This is a genomic window from Spiroplasma endosymbiont of Melieria omissa, from assembly GCF_964031175.1.
Lineage (GTDB): Bacteria > Bacillota_I > Bacilli_A > Mycoplasmatales > VBWQ01 > Spiroplasma_E > Spiroplasma_E ixodetis_A.
This window is the reverse complement of the sequence record NZ_OZ035012.1, coordinates 87,385-105,406: the sequence shown is the minus strand read 5'-3', so window position 1 is coordinate 105,406 and position 18,022 is coordinate 87,385. Positions and strand designations below refer to the sequence as shown.

General features: G+C 24.9%; 27 protein-coding genes and 2 pseudogenes. 9 read left to right on the top strand and 20 right to left on the bottom strand.

Annotation, left to right across the window (positions count from 1 at the left end; translation table 4 throughout):
- Positions 1-6 precede the first annotated feature (6 nt).
- The 13 genes and pseudogenes from rplX to rpsJ form a co-directional block, all read right to left on the bottom strand.
- Positions 7-354 carry a 50S ribosomal protein L24 gene (gene rplX / locus ACQH26_RS00680; protein ID WP_338974153.1) on the bottom strand — a complete coding sequence of 116 codons (348 nt, stop codon included), beginning with the start codon at positions 352-354 and terminating at the stop codon, positions 7-9.
- 13 nt (positions 355-367) lie between these two features.
- Positions 368-736 (bottom strand): 50S ribosomal protein L14, encoded by a 369-nt coding sequence (gene rplN, locus ACQH26_RS00675; RefSeq protein ID WP_425382543.1) that lies wholly within the window; start codon positions 734-736, stop codon positions 368-370.
- A gap of 21 nt (positions 737-757) precedes the next feature.
- Positions 758-1,036 (bottom strand): 30S ribosomal protein S17, encoded by a 279-nt coding sequence (gene rpsQ, locus ACQH26_RS00670; RefSeq protein ID WP_252319243.1) that lies wholly within the window; start codon positions 1,034-1,036, stop codon positions 758-760.
- Positions 1,036-1,530: a 50S ribosomal protein L29 gene (gene rpmC, locus ACQH26_RS00665; RefSeq protein WP_425382542.1), complete on the bottom strand. Its 495-nt coding sequence runs from the start codon at positions 1,528-1,530 to the stop codon at positions 1,036-1,038. Before rpmC ends, rpsQ begins: the two co-directional genes overlap by 1 nt.
- On the bottom strand, positions 1,511-1,996 hold the full coding sequence (gene rplP, locus ACQH26_RS00660) for a 50S ribosomal protein L16 (protein ID WP_281748520.1): 486 nt from the start codon (positions 1,994-1,996) through the stop codon (positions 1,511-1,513). The genes rpmC and rplP overlap by 20 nt, the downstream gene beginning before the upstream one ends.
- Before the next feature lies 1 nt (position 1,997).
- On the bottom strand, positions 1,998-2,741 hold the full coding sequence (rpsC, locus tag ACQH26_RS00655; RefSeq protein ID WP_425382541.1) for a 30S ribosomal protein S3: 744 nt from the start codon (positions 2,739-2,741) through the stop codon (positions 1,998-2,000).
- 16 nt (positions 2,742-2,757) lie between these two features.
- The gene (gene rplV / locus ACQH26_RS00650) at positions 2,758-3,090 is read right to left on the bottom strand and encodes a 50S ribosomal protein L22 (protein WP_425382540.1); all 333 of its coding nucleotides are present in this window, start codon (positions 3,088-3,090) and stop codon (positions 2,758-2,760) included.
- A 12-nt stretch (positions 3,091-3,102) separates the two neighbouring features.
- Complete coding sequence (rpsS, locus tag ACQH26_RS00645; protein ID WP_425382539.1) at positions 3,103-3,375, bottom strand: 30S ribosomal protein S19; 273 nt, start codon at positions 3,373-3,375, stop codon at positions 3,103-3,105.
- A 14-nt stretch (positions 3,376-3,389) separates the two neighbouring features.
- Entirely contained in the window at positions 3,390-4,253 is an 864-nt protein-coding gene (rplB, locus tag ACQH26_RS00640; protein ID WP_425382538.1) for a 50S ribosomal protein L2, read from the bottom strand.
- A gap of 24 nt (positions 4,254-4,277) precedes the next feature.
- Positions 4,278-4,571, bottom strand: a complete 294-nt coding sequence (rplW, locus tag ACQH26_RS00635) for a 50S ribosomal protein L23 (RefSeq protein ID WP_252319250.1) — start codon at positions 4,569-4,571, stop codon at positions 4,278-4,280.
- A gap of 1 nt (position 4,572) precedes the next feature.
- Positions 4,573-5,202, bottom strand: a complete 630-nt coding sequence (gene rplD / locus ACQH26_RS00630) for a 50S ribosomal protein L4 (RefSeq protein WP_425383050.1) — start codon at positions 5,200-5,202, stop codon at positions 4,573-4,575.
- A gap of 23 nt (positions 5,203-5,225) precedes the next feature.
- Positions 5,226-5,918: a 50S ribosomal protein L3 gene (rplC, locus tag ACQH26_RS00625; RefSeq protein WP_174480934.1), complete on the bottom strand. Its 693-nt coding sequence runs from the start codon at positions 5,916-5,918 to the stop codon at positions 5,226-5,228.
- A gap of 115 nt (positions 5,919-6,033) precedes the next feature.
- Positions 6,034-6,336: pseudogene (gene rpsJ / locus ACQH26_RS00620) on the bottom strand (30S ribosomal protein S10); the annotation flags it as partial.
- A gap of 478 nt (positions 6,337-6,814) precedes the next feature.
- Between rpsJ and ACQH26_RS00615 the strand changes: the two are divergent.
- Entirely contained in the window at positions 6,815-7,225 is a 411-nt protein-coding gene (locus ACQH26_RS00615; protein ID WP_425382537.1) for a hypothetical protein, read from the top strand.
- Positions 7,226-7,737: 512 nt separating this feature from the next.
- Here the strand turns inward: ACQH26_RS00615 and ACQH26_RS00610 are convergent.
- On the bottom strand, positions 7,738-8,055 hold the full coding sequence (locus tag ACQH26_RS00610) for a hypothetical protein (protein WP_425382536.1): 318 nt from the start codon (positions 8,053-8,055) through the stop codon (positions 7,738-7,740).
- 180 nt (positions 8,056-8,235) lie between these two features.
- Here ACQH26_RS00610 and ACQH26_RS00605 point away from each other — a divergent pair, with 180 nt between their 5' ends.
- Positions 8,236-8,670: a hypothetical protein gene (locus tag ACQH26_RS00605; RefSeq protein WP_425382535.1), complete on the top strand. Its 435-nt coding sequence runs from the start codon at positions 8,236-8,238 to the stop codon at positions 8,668-8,670.
- Positions 8,671-8,672: 2 nt separating this feature from the next.
- Here ACQH26_RS00605 and ACQH26_RS00600 read toward each other — a convergent pair whose 3' ends face one another.
- Positions 8,673-9,794 (bottom strand): Mbov_0401 family ICE element transposase-like protein, encoded by a 1,122-nt coding sequence (locus ACQH26_RS00600; protein WP_342217630.1) that lies wholly within the window; start codon positions 9,792-9,794, stop codon positions 8,673-8,675.
- A 366-nt stretch (positions 9,795-10,160) separates the two neighbouring features.
- On the opposite strand from ACQH26_RS00600, the gene ACQH26_RS00595 reads away from it, so the two are divergent.
- Both ACQH26_RS00595 and ACQH26_RS00590 read left to right on the top strand, forming a co-directional pair.
- Positions 10,161-10,334 (top strand): hypothetical protein, encoded by a 174-nt coding sequence (locus tag ACQH26_RS00595; protein ID WP_342217629.1) that lies wholly within the window; start codon positions 10,161-10,163, stop codon positions 10,332-10,334.
- Positions 10,335-10,350: 16 nt separating this feature from the next.
- Complete coding sequence (locus ACQH26_RS00590) at positions 10,351-10,581, top strand: hypothetical protein (RefSeq protein ID WP_425382534.1); 231 nt, start codon at positions 10,351-10,353, stop codon at positions 10,579-10,581.
- A 69-nt stretch (positions 10,582-10,650) separates the two neighbouring features.
- On the opposite strand, the gene ACQH26_RS00585 is transcribed toward ACQH26_RS00590, so the two are convergent.
- Both ACQH26_RS00585 and ACQH26_RS00580 read right to left on the bottom strand, forming a co-directional pair.
- A complete protein-coding gene (locus tag ACQH26_RS00585) occupies positions 10,651-12,666 on the bottom strand; it encodes a hypothetical protein (RefSeq protein WP_425382533.1) in 2,016 nt (671 codons plus the stop codon).
- Positions 12,617-13,858 carry a hypothetical protein gene (locus tag ACQH26_RS00580; protein ID WP_425382532.1) on the bottom strand — a complete coding sequence of 414 codons (1,242 nt, stop codon included), beginning with the start codon at positions 13,856-13,858 and terminating at the stop codon, positions 12,617-12,619. Before ACQH26_RS00580 ends, ACQH26_RS00585 begins: the two co-directional genes overlap by 50 nt.
- Positions 13,859-14,044: 186 nt before the next feature.
- Between ACQH26_RS00580 and ACQH26_RS00575 the strand changes: the two genes are divergently transcribed.
- The gene (locus tag ACQH26_RS00575) at positions 14,045-14,320 is read left to right on the top strand and encodes an IS630 transposase-related protein (RefSeq protein WP_425382531.1); all 276 of its coding nucleotides are present in this window, start codon (positions 14,045-14,047) and stop codon (positions 14,318-14,320) included.
- On the opposite strand, the gene ACQH26_RS00570 is transcribed toward ACQH26_RS00575, so the two are convergent.
- Positions 14,310-14,804, bottom strand: coding sequence for a transposase family protein (locus ACQH26_RS00570; RefSeq protein ID WP_425381872.1), 495 nt, complete (start codon positions 14,802-14,804; stop codon positions 14,310-14,312). The genes ACQH26_RS00575 and ACQH26_RS00570 overlap by 11 nt on opposite strands.
- 4 nt (positions 14,805-14,808) lie before the next feature.
- Complete coding sequence (locus ACQH26_RS00565) at positions 14,809-15,156, bottom strand: transposase family protein (RefSeq protein ID WP_425381897.1); 348 nt, start codon at positions 15,154-15,156, stop codon at positions 14,809-14,811.
- Between the two features lie 221 nt (positions 15,157-15,377).
- On the opposite strand from ACQH26_RS00565, the gene ACQH26_RS00560 reads away from it, so the two are divergent.
- From ACQH26_RS00560 to ACQH26_RS00545, 4 genes and pseudogenes are all read left to right on the top strand, one after another.
- On the top strand, positions 15,378-15,836 hold the full coding sequence (locus tag ACQH26_RS00560) for an IS630 family transposase (RefSeq protein WP_425382530.1): 459 nt from the start codon (positions 15,378-15,380) through the stop codon (positions 15,834-15,836).
- 130 nt (positions 15,837-15,966) lie between these two features.
- Positions 15,967-16,326, top strand: coding sequence for a helix-turn-helix domain-containing protein (locus tag ACQH26_RS00555; protein ID WP_425381863.1), 360 nt, complete (start codon positions 15,967-15,969; stop codon positions 16,324-16,326).
- 40 nt (positions 16,327-16,366) lie between these two features.
- Complete coding sequence (locus ACQH26_RS00550) at positions 16,367-16,855, top strand: IS630 family transposase (protein WP_425381862.1); 489 nt, start codon at positions 16,367-16,369, stop codon at positions 16,853-16,855.
- A 4-nt stretch (positions 16,856-16,859) separates the two neighbouring features.
- Positions 16,860-17,015: pseudogene (locus tag ACQH26_RS00545) on the top strand (IS5/IS1182 family transposase); the annotation flags it as partial.
- Between the two features lie 9 nt (positions 17,016-17,024).
- Here ACQH26_RS00545 and ACQH26_RS00540 read toward each other — a convergent pair.
- Positions 17,025-17,969, bottom strand: a complete 945-nt coding sequence (locus tag ACQH26_RS00540; protein ID WP_425381880.1) for an IS30 family transposase — start codon at positions 17,967-17,969, stop codon at positions 17,025-17,027.
- Positions 17,970-18,022 lie beyond the last annotated feature (53 nt).

Here is an 18,022-nt window from a genome sequence, read left to right as displayed (position 1 = left end):
CCTTTATTATCGTAATTCTGTTTCAGATCTTCGTGCAATACGAACTTTTTTGCCATCTTTATCAATTTTGTAGCCAATTTTTGTTACTTTTTTATCTTTTTTACCATCAAGGATCATTACATTAGAAATGTGAACACTAGTTTTTACTTCCACAATTCCACCTTCTTGATCATTTTGAGTAGGTTTTTTATTTTTCTTAGCAGTAATACCTTCAATAATAACACGATTTTTTTCACGAAGTACTTGGATAATTGGTCCGGTATGACCTTTATGCTTTCCTGCAATGATTTTAATTTGGTCGCCTCTTTTTAATTTAGTATCAAGACTAATAACTGGTTTCTTTTTGCTTGCCATTTATTTCATCCTCCTAAACAATTTCTTCTGCTAAAGAAGCAATTTTATTATAACCACGCTCTTTAACTTCACGAGCCAAGACACCAAATACTCTAGTACCACGTGGCGTTTTATCTTCTTTAATAATTACTACTGCATTATCATCAAATTTTACACAAGAACCATCATTACGTTTTATACCAAATTTACTACGTACGACAACTGCTTTAACAACTTGTCCTTTTTTCATTGCACTATTAGGTGTTACTGATTTTGCTGAACAAACAACAATATCACCAATTTTAGCAAATTTTTTAGTACTACCACCCAAAACTCTAATAACCATAACTTCTTTAATACCAGTGTTGTCAGCCACATTGGCTCACGATAGATTTTGTAACATCTTTCTTATCCTCCTGGTTAATTAAGCTTTTTTATTTGTTTTAGATTCAATAATCTTTAACAAACGGAAGCGTTTTAGAGCTGAAAGTGGACGAGTTGAAATGATTTCAACCTTGTCACCAATTTTAGCTTGGTTAGTTTCATCATGGGCATGATACTTTTTAGTTGACTTAAAACTTTTATGGTACATTGGATGTCGTTTTGAAGTTTCAACAACAACAGTAATTGTTTTATCATTTTTGTCAGAACTTACAATTCCAACAAAAGTTTTACGTTGTTTGTTTGGAATAATATTTGTCATTATTCTTTGTCCTCCTTAACTGGTGTCACAGTTTTCTTAACTGTAGGTTTTTTAGATGGTTTTTCTACTTTAGTAGCAGTAACTTTTTTAACTTCTTTGTTTGATGGTTTTGCTTTAGTTGTTTTTTCAGTAACTTCTTTTTTAGCAATTTTATCTGATTCTTTAATAACTTCTGATTTAGTTATTGTTTTAACTTTAATATCTTTTTTATCATCAACTTTAGCAACTTTTTTAGTTTTTTTGCTTTCTTTACTTTCTTCTGGTAATACCATTTTATTAATATGTAATGGTTTGATTTTTTCACCATTATTAATTCTGATAGTTAATTCAGTTTTAATACGAGCAATATCCTTACGAAGATTATTTATCATATGCGGAGTTTCTAGTTTACCTAACGAACTTTGAATTCGTAAAGCAAACAATTGTGCACGAAGAGTTTCTTCGTGTTGTTGTAATTCTAAAGTTGATTTATTTTTAATTACTTGCATTTCCATTTGCTTCACCCAATTCTGTTGTTAAATTTTTAGCAACCTTTACTTCTTCTGTTGGTTTTATTTCTCTAGTAACAATTTTACATTTGATTGGCAACTTGTGCATTGCAAGACGCAATGCTTCACGTGCTGTTGCTTCATTAGGATATGATACTTCAAACATAACTGTTTTTGCTTTTACTACTGAGACTCAATGATCAATTGAACCTTTTCCTGAACCCATACGTACTTCCGCTGGTTTTCTAGTAATTGGTAAATGTGGAAAGATTCTAATTCAAACTTTTCCACCACGTTTCATGTAACGTGTCATTGCTACTCTGGCTGCTTCAATTTGTCTTTCAGTAATGTAAGAACCTTCTTCAGCACGAAGTCCGTAAGTTCCAAAAGCAACTGTTTTACAACCTTTTGCAGTTCCTTCATAACTTAAACGGTGGACGCAAGAGTGTTTATATCTCTTAGGTATAGCCATCTTACTTTACCTCCTTACGTGGTTGTTGTGGGTAATTATTTCGGCGATTGTTATTATTTCTTTGATTATATTTTGAAATAATTTCAGGTTGAGTTGAGTCAGTTCCTGATAAAATTTCACCTTTATATACTCAAACTTTAATACCAATTTGACCAAAAGTTGTTTTTGCCTCAGCAGTAGCATAATCAATATTACTACGTAATGTTGCTAGAGGAACACTACTTTCTGAATAGCCTTCAACACGTGCCATATCCGCTTCACCAAGTCTTCCTGAAACACGAGTTTTAATTCCCTTTGCTCCAGCACGAAGTGCTTTACGAATTGCTAATTTTTGTATTGTACGATGTGACATACGATTGCTTATTTGTTGTGCTAATGTATTAGCAATTGTTTGCGCATCAATATCAGGATTTTTAATTTCAACAACATTAATTCTAATACCTATTTTACGATTTTTAATTGTTTTACGAACTAGTGTTGTTAATACTTCAATGTTTGAACCGCCTTGCCCTAAAACTGAACCAACACGAACACAGTGGATAAATAAGGTAATTTGTGATTTAGTTCTTTCGATTTCAATTTTAGAAACACCAGAAGTTTTTAAATGCGCAAATAGTGCTTTTCTAATTTTGTGGTCTTCTAAAATTCATTTTGCTAAATCTTCATTACTAGTTGCATATCAACGTGATTGTCAATCTTTATTGATACCATATCTTAATCCATTTGGACTAACTTTGTGACTCATATTACTTATTTACCTCCTAATTATCGCTAACCACGATAGTGATTTTGCTTGTTCTTTTTAAGATTTGATATGCTCTACCATGAGCACGGGGCATAAATCTTTTCATAGTTGGACCTTCATTTACAAATATTTCCTTAATACGTAATTTGTTGGCTTCCATTCCATAGTTATTAGCAGCATTAGCAACTGCTGAATTAATTAATTTTATAATTGGCTGTGCTGCGCGTTTTTTTTCATGAGCTAGAATTACTAGAGCTTTGGCAACAGCATTATCACGAACTAAATCGGCTACTAAACACACTTTTCTTGGACTAATGCGTAATTTATCTAAATGAGCTTTTGCTTCCATAATTTCTATCTCCTAATGCTTTTTCTTGTCAGAACCGTGACCACCAAACTTACGTGTGGGTGCGAATTCTCCTAATTTATGACCAACCATATCTTCTGTTACATATACAGGTAAATGTGTTTTGCCATTATGTACACCGAATGTATGTCCAACAAATTGTGGGAAAATTGTTGAACGACGAGATCAAGTTTGAATAATTTTTTTTGATTTATTTTTATTTTGAGTTTCCACTTTGTTTAATAAATGACTATCAGCAAAGGGTCCTTTTTTTAAAGATCTTGACATATATTACTTTCCTCCTACTTTGTTGCATTTCTTCTTCGTACAATTAATTTATTTGATGCTTTTTTACTATCACGAGTTTTTAAACCTAATGCTTTTTTACCTCATGGTGTTACTGGAGCTTTTCTTCCGATTGGGGCTTTACCTTCTCCTCCACCATGTGGGTGATCATTTGGATTCATAACACTACCACGAACAGTAGGTCTAATTCCTTTTCAACGATTTCTTCCTGCTTTACCAATGTTTACTAAGTTATGATCATCATTTCCAACTGTACCAATTGTAGCTCGACAATTACTTAATACTTTTCTAACTTCACCTGATGTTAATTTTAATAATGTATACTTAGCTGTTTCATCACGACCAAGAATTTGAACACTACCACCAGCACTTCGTGCCATTTGTCCACCTTTACCTGGTTTTAATTCAACATTATGAACAACTGTTCCTTGTGGAATCTGTGATAATGGTAAAGAGTTACCAACAGTAATATCAATTTTAAAAGTATCACTGTTTTCACCACTTAATAACTTATCTCCTACTTTGATTCCTTTTGGTGCTAAGATATAACGCTTTTCACCATCAAGATAAGAAATAAGACAAATGTTAGCATTACGATTTGGATCATATTCAATTGTTTTAACTGTTCCAACTACATTGTCTTTGTTACGTTTAAAATCAATAATACGGTATTTAACCTTATGACCATTACCTTGATGTCTTACTGTAATTTTACCTTGATTATTTCTACCAGCTTGTTTAACTAAATTTACTAATAAAGATTTTTCAGGGCTATTACCAATAGTTAAGTTCTGTTTGTAATCTAGAACGGTCATATTACGTCTTCCTGCAGTAGTGGGATTAATTTTTCTAATTGCCATTGTTTTTTTCTCCTTCCAATCTCATTAGCTTTGTTCTTCAGAACTAAACAAACTTAATTGTTCACCAGGAGCTAATTTAATAAGAGCTTTTTTTACTGCCGATGTTTTTCCAACAAATCTACCAACAGTTTTAGTTTTTGGTTTACTATTAATAATATTAACGTCTGCTACTTTAACTTCAAAAATCTGTTCAAAGGCTTTTTTAACGTGACTTTTATTAGCTTTACGGTTAACAGTAAATGTATAGATACCTTCAGCCATTTGTTTATAAGTTTTCTCAGTTAATACTGGTTTTACTATAACTTCACTTAAATGCATATTAAATTAAAGCCTCCTCAACGATTTTAATTGCCTCAGTAGTAAACAATACTTTTTTAGCATTTAATAAATCGTAAATATTAATACTATTAGCAGCGATTGTTGTTGTTCTAGGTAAATTGCGACCTGATTTAATAACTGTTTCTTTATTGCTTATTCCTGAAACAATTAGTGTTTTATTGTTTGCTAATTCTAAAACTTTTAAAGTTTCTAACATAATTTTAGTTGAAGGTTTTTCAAAGTTTAATTCATCAATTACAACTATGTTTTTATTTTGGAATTTGGCAGCCAATGCTGATTTTATTGCCAATCTTCTTACTTTTTTTGGTAATCCAATTAAATAAATACGATCAGTATTTGGTCCAAAAACAATCCCCCCACCTTTTCATTGTGGTGAACGAATTGAGCCTTGACGCGCATTCCCTGTTCCTTTTTGTTTTCATGGTTTTCTACCACCGCCAGCAACTTCAGCACGACTTTTAACAGCGTGTGTTCCTTGACGTTTTGTAGCATTATAACTTAATAAACTATCAAACTGCGCTTGCTTGTGGGGTTCAATTCCTCAAATTTTTTCGTTTAAAGTTAATTCGCTAACTTTTGTTCCAGCGTTGTTAACAACATTAATTTTCATTTTGCTATCCTCCATAATTAACTTTATTGACCATCAGTAACTTCGGTTGTAGTATTTTGATTTCTAACAACTAATGATACTGGGGTTTTGAGAATTGGTTTTTTAACTGCTTGTTTAATAACAAGAAAGCCTTGTTTTGGTCCTGGAACTGAACCTTTTACTAAAAGATAATTATTTTCTTTATCTACTTTAATAACTTCTAAGTTAGCAACACTACGTTTAACATTTCCCATTTGCCCTGGCATTGGTTGTGATTTAAACACACGGTTAGCATTAATAGAACCTGTTGAACCCATTTGACGATGTAAACCTGATCCATGACCCATTGGACCACGTGATTGATTATGACGTTTAATGCGTCCTGTAAATCCTTTACCTTTAGAAGTTCCTTGAACATCAACGAATTCACCTGCTGTGAATACGTCAGCAACATTAATAAGATCTTTATGATTAAATCCGTTCATGTTACGAATTTCTTTCACGAAGCGCTTAGGTTGACTGTCGGCTTTTTTAAAGTGTCCGATTGTTGGTTTGTTTGATAAAGTAACACGAAGATCGAACGTTGCAAGTTGTAAACTACTATATTTGTCTTTTACATTTGTTTTAACTTGACTTACTACATTTGGTTGTACTTCGATAATTGTTACTGGAACTAGTTGTCCGTTGTTTAAGAAAACTTGTGACATTCCTAGTTTCTTACCTAAGATTCCTTTCATAATTTCCTCCTTGGAATATGTTGTAAATAATTAATATTTATCGATTTTAATAATCTTTTTTCTTAATCTTTTTTGATACTTGATTTAAAGTTGATTTTTTTTCATCTTTAGATTCGATTATCAAAGAGATACTAACACTATTAGGGATAGTAAGTCCACTTAGAGCATTTAAAGATTTTGGTGATAATTGAGCACCAATAATTCTTTTGTGAGTTCTCTTTTCAAATTGTTCACGTGAATCTTTATGTTTATGCGGTGAACGAAGAATAGTGAAAATTTCTTTATGAGTTGGTAATGGAATTGGACCTACCACTTCAGCACCTTCTTTTTTTAACACATCTTTAATTTTCTGTGCTATTTGGTCAATAGCTGAGTGATCATAACTTTCTAAACGAATTTTTACTTTGTCTCCTATGATTGCCATTGGCTATATCCTCCTTAGAACGATTTTTAATAAAATAAAGAACAAAACATGTGATATAATGACAACTGATATCAGTGTATCAGCATTTATACATAACAATCACGCCTTGTAAGTATAACATAGTGTAATGGTAAAAGGGAATAGCAAAATACAAAAAAAACAAAAAAAATAATGGGTTTTTTACTCATAATCTTTTAACTATTAATTTAATTGTAAAAAATAAAGATTTTTATTAAAAAAATAATAAAATACCATTATTTTTTTATTATTTTCTTACTTTAAAAAAGTAAAAGGTAATATATAATTATAATATTTCACAAAATTTATTTAAATAAAAATATTACATGATATAAATATAATAATGAAATTCTTTTAGCAAAAGATATTTAAACTTCAATTTTGATATAATTCTAAAATTAGTAAGTTACACTTTTATAACAACTATGTTGATTAAATTAGAAAAGGAATTACAATGAGAGTAAGAAATAAGCCATGAGCAAAAGAATTTATTTTAACACATAATAATTTATGTATTAATGATCCCTATAATTACAAAGGGAAATGAAATAAAAAAATATTTCAAAATAAAAACCCAATCAATATTGAAATTGGAAGTGGCAAAGGAAATTTCATTATAAATCTTGCTAAACAAAATTCAAATCAAAATTATATTGCTATTGAAAAAAACATTTCTATTGTAACTATATTATTAAAAAAATTAATTGAAAACAAATTATGTAATTTAAAAATAATTATAGAAGATACCATAAATTTAAAAGATTTTTTTGCCAATAATGAAATTAATAAAATTTATTTAAATTTTTCTGATCCATGACCTAAAAAAAGACATTTTAAAAGAAGATTAACATACCAAAAATTTTAATAAAAAATGGTCAACTTCACTTTAAAACAGATAATAACAATTTATTTAATTATTCACTTTTAGAACCTGTTTAGGATCTTTTTAATAGAATTTAACTAAAACAAGAAATAATCATTTATAAATAGGTACTTAACCAATAATTTATTTTCTTTTTCATTTTTTTGTTAAAAAGATTTTATCATTTGAAAACTTATCGACTAAAAATCTATTTTTTATTATAAAATAACCATTATAATATAAATTTTATTAAAAATTAATCAAAAAAGATCCTAAACAGGTTCTTAGAATTTCAAAAAAATAAATGAAATTTACTAGAATATACAATCAATCTACATCAAGATAATAATATAATAAAAAATGATGAAGCATTTATTAAAACTGAATATGAAGAAAAATTCATTAAACAAAATAAAAGTATTAATTATTTACTAATACAAAAAAATAAAATTGAAGTTTAAACTTCAATTTTATTAAAAAAGTTAATGATTAACTAAGATTATATTCATATTAAACTATAAAGATTTTTCATCAAATGTTACATTTAATTTTCCACCCTGTGAATCTCAAGAAATAGGTAAATTTAAAAAAACAGTATTTGGGTTATCGGGATTATCTGTTGAAATAATTGAATAAGTGTTAGAACCAATTTTAAGTTGTTCTTTATAACCGTTATCAACTAAAAGTTTAATCAAATCTTTAATAGTATAATCACTTTTACTTCATTGACCTGTTTGTGATCAATAATATGAATAACTAATAGTATCAGTTAAATTTACTGGATAACTAATTTTCCCTTCATTATGATACGTTCCTGCTTGGGCGGTTGTCAAAAATCCGGAATATAAATTAATTCATATAGTCTTATTATTTTTTAGACAAGAAATAATTTGGATTTTTATGAAATTGTATTTAAATAATATAATTTTTTTTCAATTAATTGCAACTAAAATACTTATAATTAAGTTTGTTAAATGTTAAACTTATGAAGTAAAGTTAAGGAGAATTTAAAGATGAAAATTAAAACACTGAAAAAATTACAGTTATTAACTGTATTATTATTTATTTTTACTATTTTAATTATGATTATAGGTTTAACTATTATAGGTTCTTGTGATTATCATTCTCATATTTACAATTTATTAACAAAAAAATATATAAACCTAGAAAAAAATGGATTTGAAATATTAAGTAGAACCAGTATAATCCATATTTTAGGTTGTTCTCCCAAATCTGTATGTTCAATAACTAATTGTAATGGAAATTATTACAATTGAATTCAATTACAAATTGGAGTTATTTTTTGTGTAATTTTAGTACCAATTTTAGCAATAATAACTTTATCATTAACTTTTTTCATTATTGGTTTAAAAGTAAAAATAAACAATAATAATTTTTGAGATGCAATACAAAATTGTGAAATAATTAATAATTACTATGTTCATTAAAACTATGTTTCTAAATTTATCTTATTACATTTAAAAATAACCATTTTAATATAAATTAAAATATTATATGTTCTATTACCAAGCATTTCTTTTAAAACATGTCAAATATTTGTTTCTGTAAAACAACCAATATTTCATTTTGCACCTTGATTTTCAATACCTTGTTTATTATTTTTAAAATATTTTTTCTTTAATTTTTTATGATTATCTAATTCTTTATATAAATAATCAATTAATTGTTCATATTGACCATTATTAATTAAATTTTTACAATGATTATATTCTTTTACATACTTTCCTTTATTTCCAGCCATTATACCAAGATATAATGTTCTAATTAAATGGAATTTATCTAAAACAAACTGTGCACCTAAATAATCAGCAACTTCTTTAATTCATCCTGCACTATCACCACAAATAATAATTTTTGCTTGTTCAATATTTTCATAAAATTTTTGACAATGTTCTTTAACAAATTCAGCAGTTTTTTTAACTCCAATTTTTGTTTTTGTTGGTCTAATAATTGCTTTTACTCTTTTATTTTGTACTTTGTGATTAATATTATCTGTATATGTTACTATTAAACGCATAGAGTGTTTTATACCTTTACGTTTAAAATTTCAAAATTTTCGATGACCATCATCAATTGCTACAAAAATAGGTTGATTTTTTTCTAATTTTACTTTTACTGGATTTGTTTCAACTATTTCAAAATTTTTAAAAACTCTATGAACACTACTAACACTAATACCTGCTTTTTTACAAATAGCACAAATATCACGATATCTTTTTCCATCAGCAAAATTTTCAATAATAGTGTCTTCAATATCTTCACCAATTCTTTTATATTTAGGTAATTCTAGTCATTCATCAACTAAACAAACACGAACTCATTTTTGTAATTTTTCATCAAAATATTCATAAATTCTTCTTTTATAAGTTACTAATCCATACATTATTTTTCTTGTTCGATATTGATAATCAACAATTTTATATTTCTTTTTATCTCTTGTATTTTTTATTCTTCAATCTCATTTTTCTCATTTCTTTGTTATATGTTCTAAAACTAATTTATCAATTTTTGCACTTTGTTCTCTAAAATTTCATTTATAATTAAAATTCACATTTACTTCTCCTAACTATTTTAAAAAAATCTAAATTTATTGTAAATATATTTAAAAAATTAATTTACTTAATTATTATATAAATATATAAGTGTTATTTTAAATAAAATAAAAAATATTTTAAAAAATGCTTTCATATTTAAAATATAATAAACAATTTCAATATAATTAATAGTATAGGTATCATAAAATAAACGCCTTTAATTTAGGCGTTATTTTGCATTTAAAAGCATACTTGTAAAAAAGTCAAAAAATGGTTACAATTAAGCAATAAAATGTTAAAAATTAAGGAGTAAATTATGATGAATAAAGAAAAATCATTAAAAGTTGTAAATAATTTGAAATCTTTAAAAAAGATTTTACAAAATGAATGTTGTTTGTCAAAGTAAAAATTGTAATAACAAATGAAGTAATATTGTATTATTAGAATTAAAATCAACAACATTTAGTCTTTTTCTTTGTAAAAATCATGCAATTAATTTAAAACATGTATTATTACCAAAATGATTAAAAACTTGTCAAAAATTAAAGAAAAAATAAAAAGGAGAAATTTATTATGAAAACATGAATAAAAACAAATTTAAGTAAAATAACATTAGCATTAGCACTAACTGGTGCTGTAAGTGGAGTAACTGGTTTAATAATTGGTTCAATAGCACATCATAAAATAAATGATTTACAATATTATTTAGATTATGATGGTAATGTTCACTGGGGGGGGCTTGTACGACGATATGAGAAAGAAAAACAGATGATATTCATAAGAAACTTTATATTTATCTATTAATCCTACTTATCCTAATGTTGATATAAAGTGAGACGGAATTTATCCAGATGGATATTTTAATAAAAAAATCTAAATTTCTAAATTTATATAAGAAATATTTTCATTATATTTATCAAATAAACTAATATTAGTTAAACTTATTTCTTGCTTATCTGTTATTAAAATTAAATCATAATTACCAGCACCGAATATACCACTAATTTCTACCCGATTTAAGTTATTAATCGGGTTTTCAATTTGTAATTCAAATTCATTATTATTATCTATTTTTAATATTTCTTTATAAAATTCCAATTTAGAAAATAGTTGAGATTTATTTGAACCATATAAATTAAAACAATTTTCAATTTTACTTTTATCAATAATTGCTCTTGTAAAATATTTACCATATTCACCATTACCTAATGTTCAGTCAGCAGGAATTAATGAAGGTATATTATTACTTTCTAATTCGTTTGTAATAGATAATCAGTTAAATTGATTATCATCAAGTTTAAATAATTCATTTTGACTAATATCATTATTTTTTAATTTAATATTGTTTATATCTATAAAATCAAAATATGCAGATTTTAATACTACTTTTACATCCTTAAATTCTCAAACATCAGTTGGATTTGTATGAATTGGATTTGATTTTAATTGAAAATAATATGGTAATAAAAGTTTATAATCATCATTTAAACCTTTATTAATTGAAACAGTAGAATAAATATATTTTGAAAGCATATTTATTATTTTTTTTAGAATTTGTACTTGTTGTAATTTTACATAATTTGGGTAATCTAATTCCCATTGTTTAAATAAATTTGTAATAACTTCTTCTGGTTTTTGTCCTTCAAATTTAGCACGTAATTCTGCTATTTTTGTATTTAAAGTATCTGGTTTAAAACCATCAAAATTTCTATTATAGTTATATGTATAACTTAACATATCTAATAATAGTTGTTGTAAACTGTCAATTAGTGGTTTATCATTTATTTCAATTTCTACATCATGAAATTTATTTGTTGTAGTAATACATATACTACCCTTAGGTATTAAACCTCATATCCATATTTCTTTATCTTTTAATTCTTTTTCGTCAGTTAATGGTCATGTTGGTTGCTTATAATAAAGATCACAACCTAGTTTAGCATTAGTTACTCTTGCATTATTAATAATTTCTTTTCTTGTTTGAGTTCCACCACCAATAGCAATTAAATCTAAAACTGATTTTTCTTGTCCAATAAATTGTTTTGCTAAATTTCAAGGTAATATTTGTTCACTAAATCATTGTTGTAAAATTCTAACTTTTGGTTGAGTTTCAATAGGCATTGATAATAGTGGAAATGCTATCTTGTTTTTAACAAATAACTTTGGGTATACTTCCATATTGTCAACTTCACCAAGTACCTTTATATTGCCAAAAATCATGCTTCTAGGGGCTTTAATTTTTAAACCAATAACTTTGGTATCCTTATCTAATGGTTTTTGTAATTTAATAATGATTGGATAACCATCTCTTGTTTTAAAATCTTTAATTTTAATAATAGTAATACTTTTAGTACTTCTTGTTTTTGGATTTTGATAAGGTTGTGAATAATTATTAATGATATATAAATTATCAATATTATTTTCAGTTAAAGGTTCATTTATACTAACTGCATATAACTTAAATTGATTTAATAAATTTATTTCTTGAAAAATTAAATTTTTAATATCAGTCATACTATATTCGATTGTATTATCATTAATATTAGTACTAGCTCTTTGATTTAATTGCATAGTAAAGTCAGATGTTTCAACAGCAGTAGTTTTTAATACTTTATCAATATCAATAAAACCAATTTTAATAGTATTTGCAGAAAATTTTAAAGTATTATTTTCATTATTTTTAAATAAACGTTCAATTTCATAAATATAAATTGTTCTTTTTTTAAATTCATCATATGCTCTATTAATATCTGGGTCACTAGTAGCACCCATCATATTTGTAAAATCATAAGGAATATTATCAATTAAATAATCATTTTCTACTTCTGCTTGATTAAGTTTAGTTTGTTTCTGTGGAAACTTCGTTTGTGGTTTGTTGTTGTTTTCCATTGTTCTCTCCTATTAATTGGTTATTTTCGGGATTAAATAATTTTAATTTAACAGTTAAATTATTAATTTCTTGTTCATCATTAATATTAAATGTTTTACTATTTAATAAATCTTTATCTATACGTACTAATATTTGAATAAATTTAAGAATATCAATATTAAATTGTCATAATTTTTGTTCAATATAATTAATAGTTGAAATATTTACTGCTGTACTTTCGGGAACTGATTGTTGTGCAGATTTCTTTTGACTTGGTATATGAATACCACAACGCTTAGATATTTCATTAACTAATCAATCGTATATATCAGTTAAGTTTTTACCTTTAAAGTTACTATTTGTCATATTGATATTTTCGTTTTGTTCGTTATTATCTCCACCACTTTTAAATATGTAGTTTTTAGTAACCAAAGTTCTTACTGCTTCTTCTAATGTTGATTGAACATTACCATAAGTTTGACTAAAAATAAATTTAGGTGAGTTTAAAATAGTATCTAAAACAATTTGTTCAAAGATGACATCTAATGCTTTAATTTTATCCATTACTTTATCACAATCTGCTAACTCATTTGCTTTATTTCGCATAATTGCTATTGGTATATAGTTAATATTTAATGTTTGTTCTTGTGCTAAATTAGGATTATTAATGTATGATTTAAAATCTAATGGAAATTGTTTTTTATTATCACTAATACTATAAATTGCACGATTAATAGTTACTTGTTCATTATTTAATGTATAAATTTCAAATAATCTTACCATTTGTGCATTTTGTTCATAACTATCATAAAAAATAGTACATTGAATTAATTTATCAATAATATCATAAACTCTTTGTTGTATATCTACTACTTGAAAATATAAGTCATCATTAGCAATATAAATTAAATAACCACTAATTCCTAATTTACTTAATTTAAAAATAGAATTTCAATTTTTTCTATAAAATTCTTGTTGAATTAAATATTGTTTAATAGTTTCATTATTTATTTCCAATGGAGCATTATATAAATTAGCATTATTTTCTGCTACAAAATCAGTAAAATAAGTTTCATGATTAAAATCATTAAAACCAAAATAATTTAAAATTGAAGCATGAGTACTTTTATTTTTATTGGTTAAAAATTTTACTTTTTCATTTTGATTATCATTAATATTACTTTTATCTTTTCTTTTAAATAAACTTAACATAATATTCACCACCTTTTTTAAAATATTTGATTAATTTTTAATATGATTTTTACAATGATAAATATATAGCTAACTAAAGTAATGTTTACTCATAAATAATGTAAAATAATAATATGTAATTTAAACAGTTTTTGAATTTAAAAGTACAATTCAGCAATAATTAAAATAGATTAGGAAGATTAAATTATGCCAAAACCATACAGTGAAGACTTACGAAGAAAAGTAATAGAAGCTTATGAAAGTAAAAATATGAAAATTAAAGAAATTTGTAAAGTGTTCAATATCACTAGAAAGACTTTATTTTTATGAAGAAAAAGAAAAAAAGAAACTGGGCATATAAAACCAATTTTGAATTATCAAAAAGGACATAGCCACAAAATAAAGGATTTAGATGAATTAAAAAATTATTTAGCAGAAAATAAAGATGTTACAGTTCAAAAAGTAATTAGACTTACTGCATAACGTTTTTAAGTTTTAATGATAAATTATAAAATCCTGCAATTAAATTAAATCTTAAAAATATTCGTTTTCTACCTTTTCTAAATTTATAACCAATAATTTTAAAACATTTTAAAAATGCAAAAACATGTTCAATTTTTCTGCGAGTTTTATTAATAATCTTATTAAAAATTTTAATTTTACTTGTTTTAGGATTATTTTTACTAGTTTTAATGGGTAAAAATGTATTACTATGAATTTTTTGTAAACCTTGATAACCTTTATCTGCAAGAATTACAGTTTCTGACAAAAATTCTAACTTTGAATTTTTAAAAGTTTTAAAATCATGATTTTTACCAGTATCAGGAAAAATATTTAAAATTTCATTAGTATGTGCATTAATTATGGTTTGAAACTTAACAGTATGCATTCATTTTTTGCCAGAAAATCAATCTTTTTGATTATATTTTGGTCGTTCTGTTTCTACTTCTGTTACATCAATTATCAAAATTTTATTTTTGAATTCTTCTTTTTAAAAAAATATTTTTATTTGTTAAATTATTAAACTTATTATTATTTATTAAAATGTCTTCAATTGAACGAATATTTCGTAAAGCAGTAGTATCAACCATATCATACTCAGCACCAATACTATGATATGTACGATTTTCATATAAATATCTTAAAGTCATTACTAGTCTATCTTCTATTGACATTTTATATGGCCTTCCACCAGTGGTATTTTTTAGATTTTGATGATCTAATAAAATATTTAAAATTTCATTAAAAACTAGTTTATTAATACCAACTATTTTACGAAAATATTGATCCGGTTTATCTTTTAATTCAAAATATGTCATAAAATTTATCCTTAACTATTCAAATTTTATTTTAATAATAACAAAAAAATGAAAAGTTAACTAGTTATGCAGTAAGTCTATTGATAAATTTGGAAATATGACTAAAGAAACAGTTTATAACTATTTTAAAAAACTAAATTATACATATAAAAAAAACTTTTCTATATGAACAAAGAGATAAAAATAAACAAGAAGATTTTTTAAAAGAAATAGCTAAAATAATGAATGAAGATTTAGTATATATTGATGAATCTGGAATTGATGATAATGAATTTTATAAATATGGTTGATCTGAAAAAGGTAAAAGATTATTTGATAATAAACCCGCATATAAAATAAAGAGAATGAGTATAATTGGTTCACTAAATAAAGGTAAATTAAAAGCCTTATGAGCATTTGAAGGACATTGCAATAGTAAAATTTTTGAATCATATGTTAAAAATAAACTAATTCCAGTATTAAAGCGTGGACAAATTATAGTTTTAGATAATGCAACGTTTCATAAATCTAAATTAACACAACAATTAATTGAAAATGCTGGATGCAAACTATTATTTCTTCCGCCATATTCTCCTAATTTAAATCCAATTGAACATTTTTGATTTGCTATAAAACATAATATAAGAACCTGTTTAGAATCTTTTAGAAATAAAGTAAAATGATTATATATTTTAAAATAAGAGGTATATATAGCTAACTAAAGTAATGTTTACTCATAAATAATGTAAAATAATAATATGTAATTTAAACAGTTTTTGAATTTAAAAGTACAATTCAGCAATAATTAAAATAGATTAGGAAGATTAAATTATGCCAAAACCATACAGTGAAGACTTACGAAGAAAAGTAATAGAAGCTTATGAAAGTAAAAATATGAAAATTAAAGAAATTTGTAAAGTGTTCAATATCACTAGAAAGACTTTATTTTTATGAAGAAAAAGAAAAAAAGAAACTGGGCATATAAAACCAATTTTGAATTATCAAAAAGGACATAGCCACAAAATAAAAGATTTAGATGAATTAAAAAATTATTTAGCAGAAAATAAAGATGTTACAGTTCAAAAAGTAATTGATAAATTTGGAAATATGACTAAAGAAACAGTTTATAACTATTTTAAAAAACTAAATTATACATATAAAAAAAACTTTTCTATATGAACAAAGAGATAAAAATAAACAAGAAGATTTTTTAAAAGAAATAGCTAAAATAATGAATGAAGATTTAGTATATATTGATGAATCTGGAATTGATGATAATGAATTTTATAAATATGGTTGATCTGAAAAAGGTAAAAGATTATTTGATAATAAACCCGCATATAAAATAAAGAGAATGAGTATAATTGGTTCACTAAATAAAGGTAAATTAAAAGCCTTATGAGCATTTGAAGGACATTGCAATAGTAAAATTTTTGAATCATATGTTAAAAATAAACTAATTCCAGTATTAAAGCGTGGACAAATTATAGTTTTAGATAATGCAACGTTTCATAAATCTAAATTAACACAACAATTAATTGAAAATGCTGGATGCAAACTATTATTTCTTCCGCCATATTCTCCTAATTTAAATCCAATTGAACATTTTTGATTTGCTATAAAACATAATATAAGAAAAATATTACCAAATTATTGACCAAATATTAAAAAAGCGATTGATTTTGTTTTTCAAGATATGAGTAAACATTACTTTAGTTAGCTATATGATGAAAAATTATCCTAGTAATATTAGTAAAGAACAATTCGAAAACATAAGAACAATTTTAGAAAATAGCAAAAAGAAAACAAAACCAAGAAGTTTAGATTTATATGAAGTATTTTGTGCAATTTTATATGTCCTGAATTGTAAATATAAATGGGACATTTTTTTAAAATAATTGTATTAAATCTATTGGTCTTTTATAAGAGAGTGATTTTCTTGGTGTAGAATTAATTTGAAATGCTATTTGATTCAATGATTTTTGATTAAAATTAGATAAATCAATGGATTTTGGTAAATATCTTCTTAAAATACCATTATTATTTTCATTTAAACCCCTTTGACAAGGTTTACCAGGATCTGCAAAATAAATTTTGACATTACAAATTTTTTCGATTAATCTTCATTTACTAAATTCTTTGCCACGATCAAAAGTAATGGTTTTAACTGTTCCTTTTTGTAATTTTGAAATAAATTTTATTATATTTTTCATAATATTTTCTGATTTATTATTTTTAGTTGCTAAAGGAATTGTGGTTTTTGATCATATATCAGCCAAAGTAATAATAGAACTTTTATGATCTTTACCAATGATAGTATCACCTTCTAAATGACCAAATTCTTGTATATTTTTAATATTAGGAATGATTAAATTTCTTTCATGAATAGACTTACAATTATTAATTCTGCCCCTAGTTTCTTTTTGTTTGTGAGATTTATTTTTTCCTTTTCTCAACAATTTATTTTCATCAAAACCCATTCGATTTGTTTTAAACATGTTATATAAGGTTTTTGTTGAAATACTTTTTATTTTATTTTCCTTTAAAAAATTAGCAATTATATCAAGAGCATAATTTTTAGTAATTAACAAATTATTAATAGTATTAATTTCTATTAAATTTAAAATTATTAATTTTCTACCTGCATTTTGTTTATTTTTTTTAAATTGATTTAATATTTCTAATGGTAATAAGTTTTTATTTAATAATCTGCAAACTCTATGTACTGTTGATTTACTATAATCAACCATTTTTGCTATTTTACGAATCGAAAATCGATAACCTTTATATTCTTTTATTGCTATTATTGATTCAATAGTTAGATACTTATACATTGTGTTAATTCCTTTCTTTTCTTAATTATAGAATTAACACAATTTAATTTTTA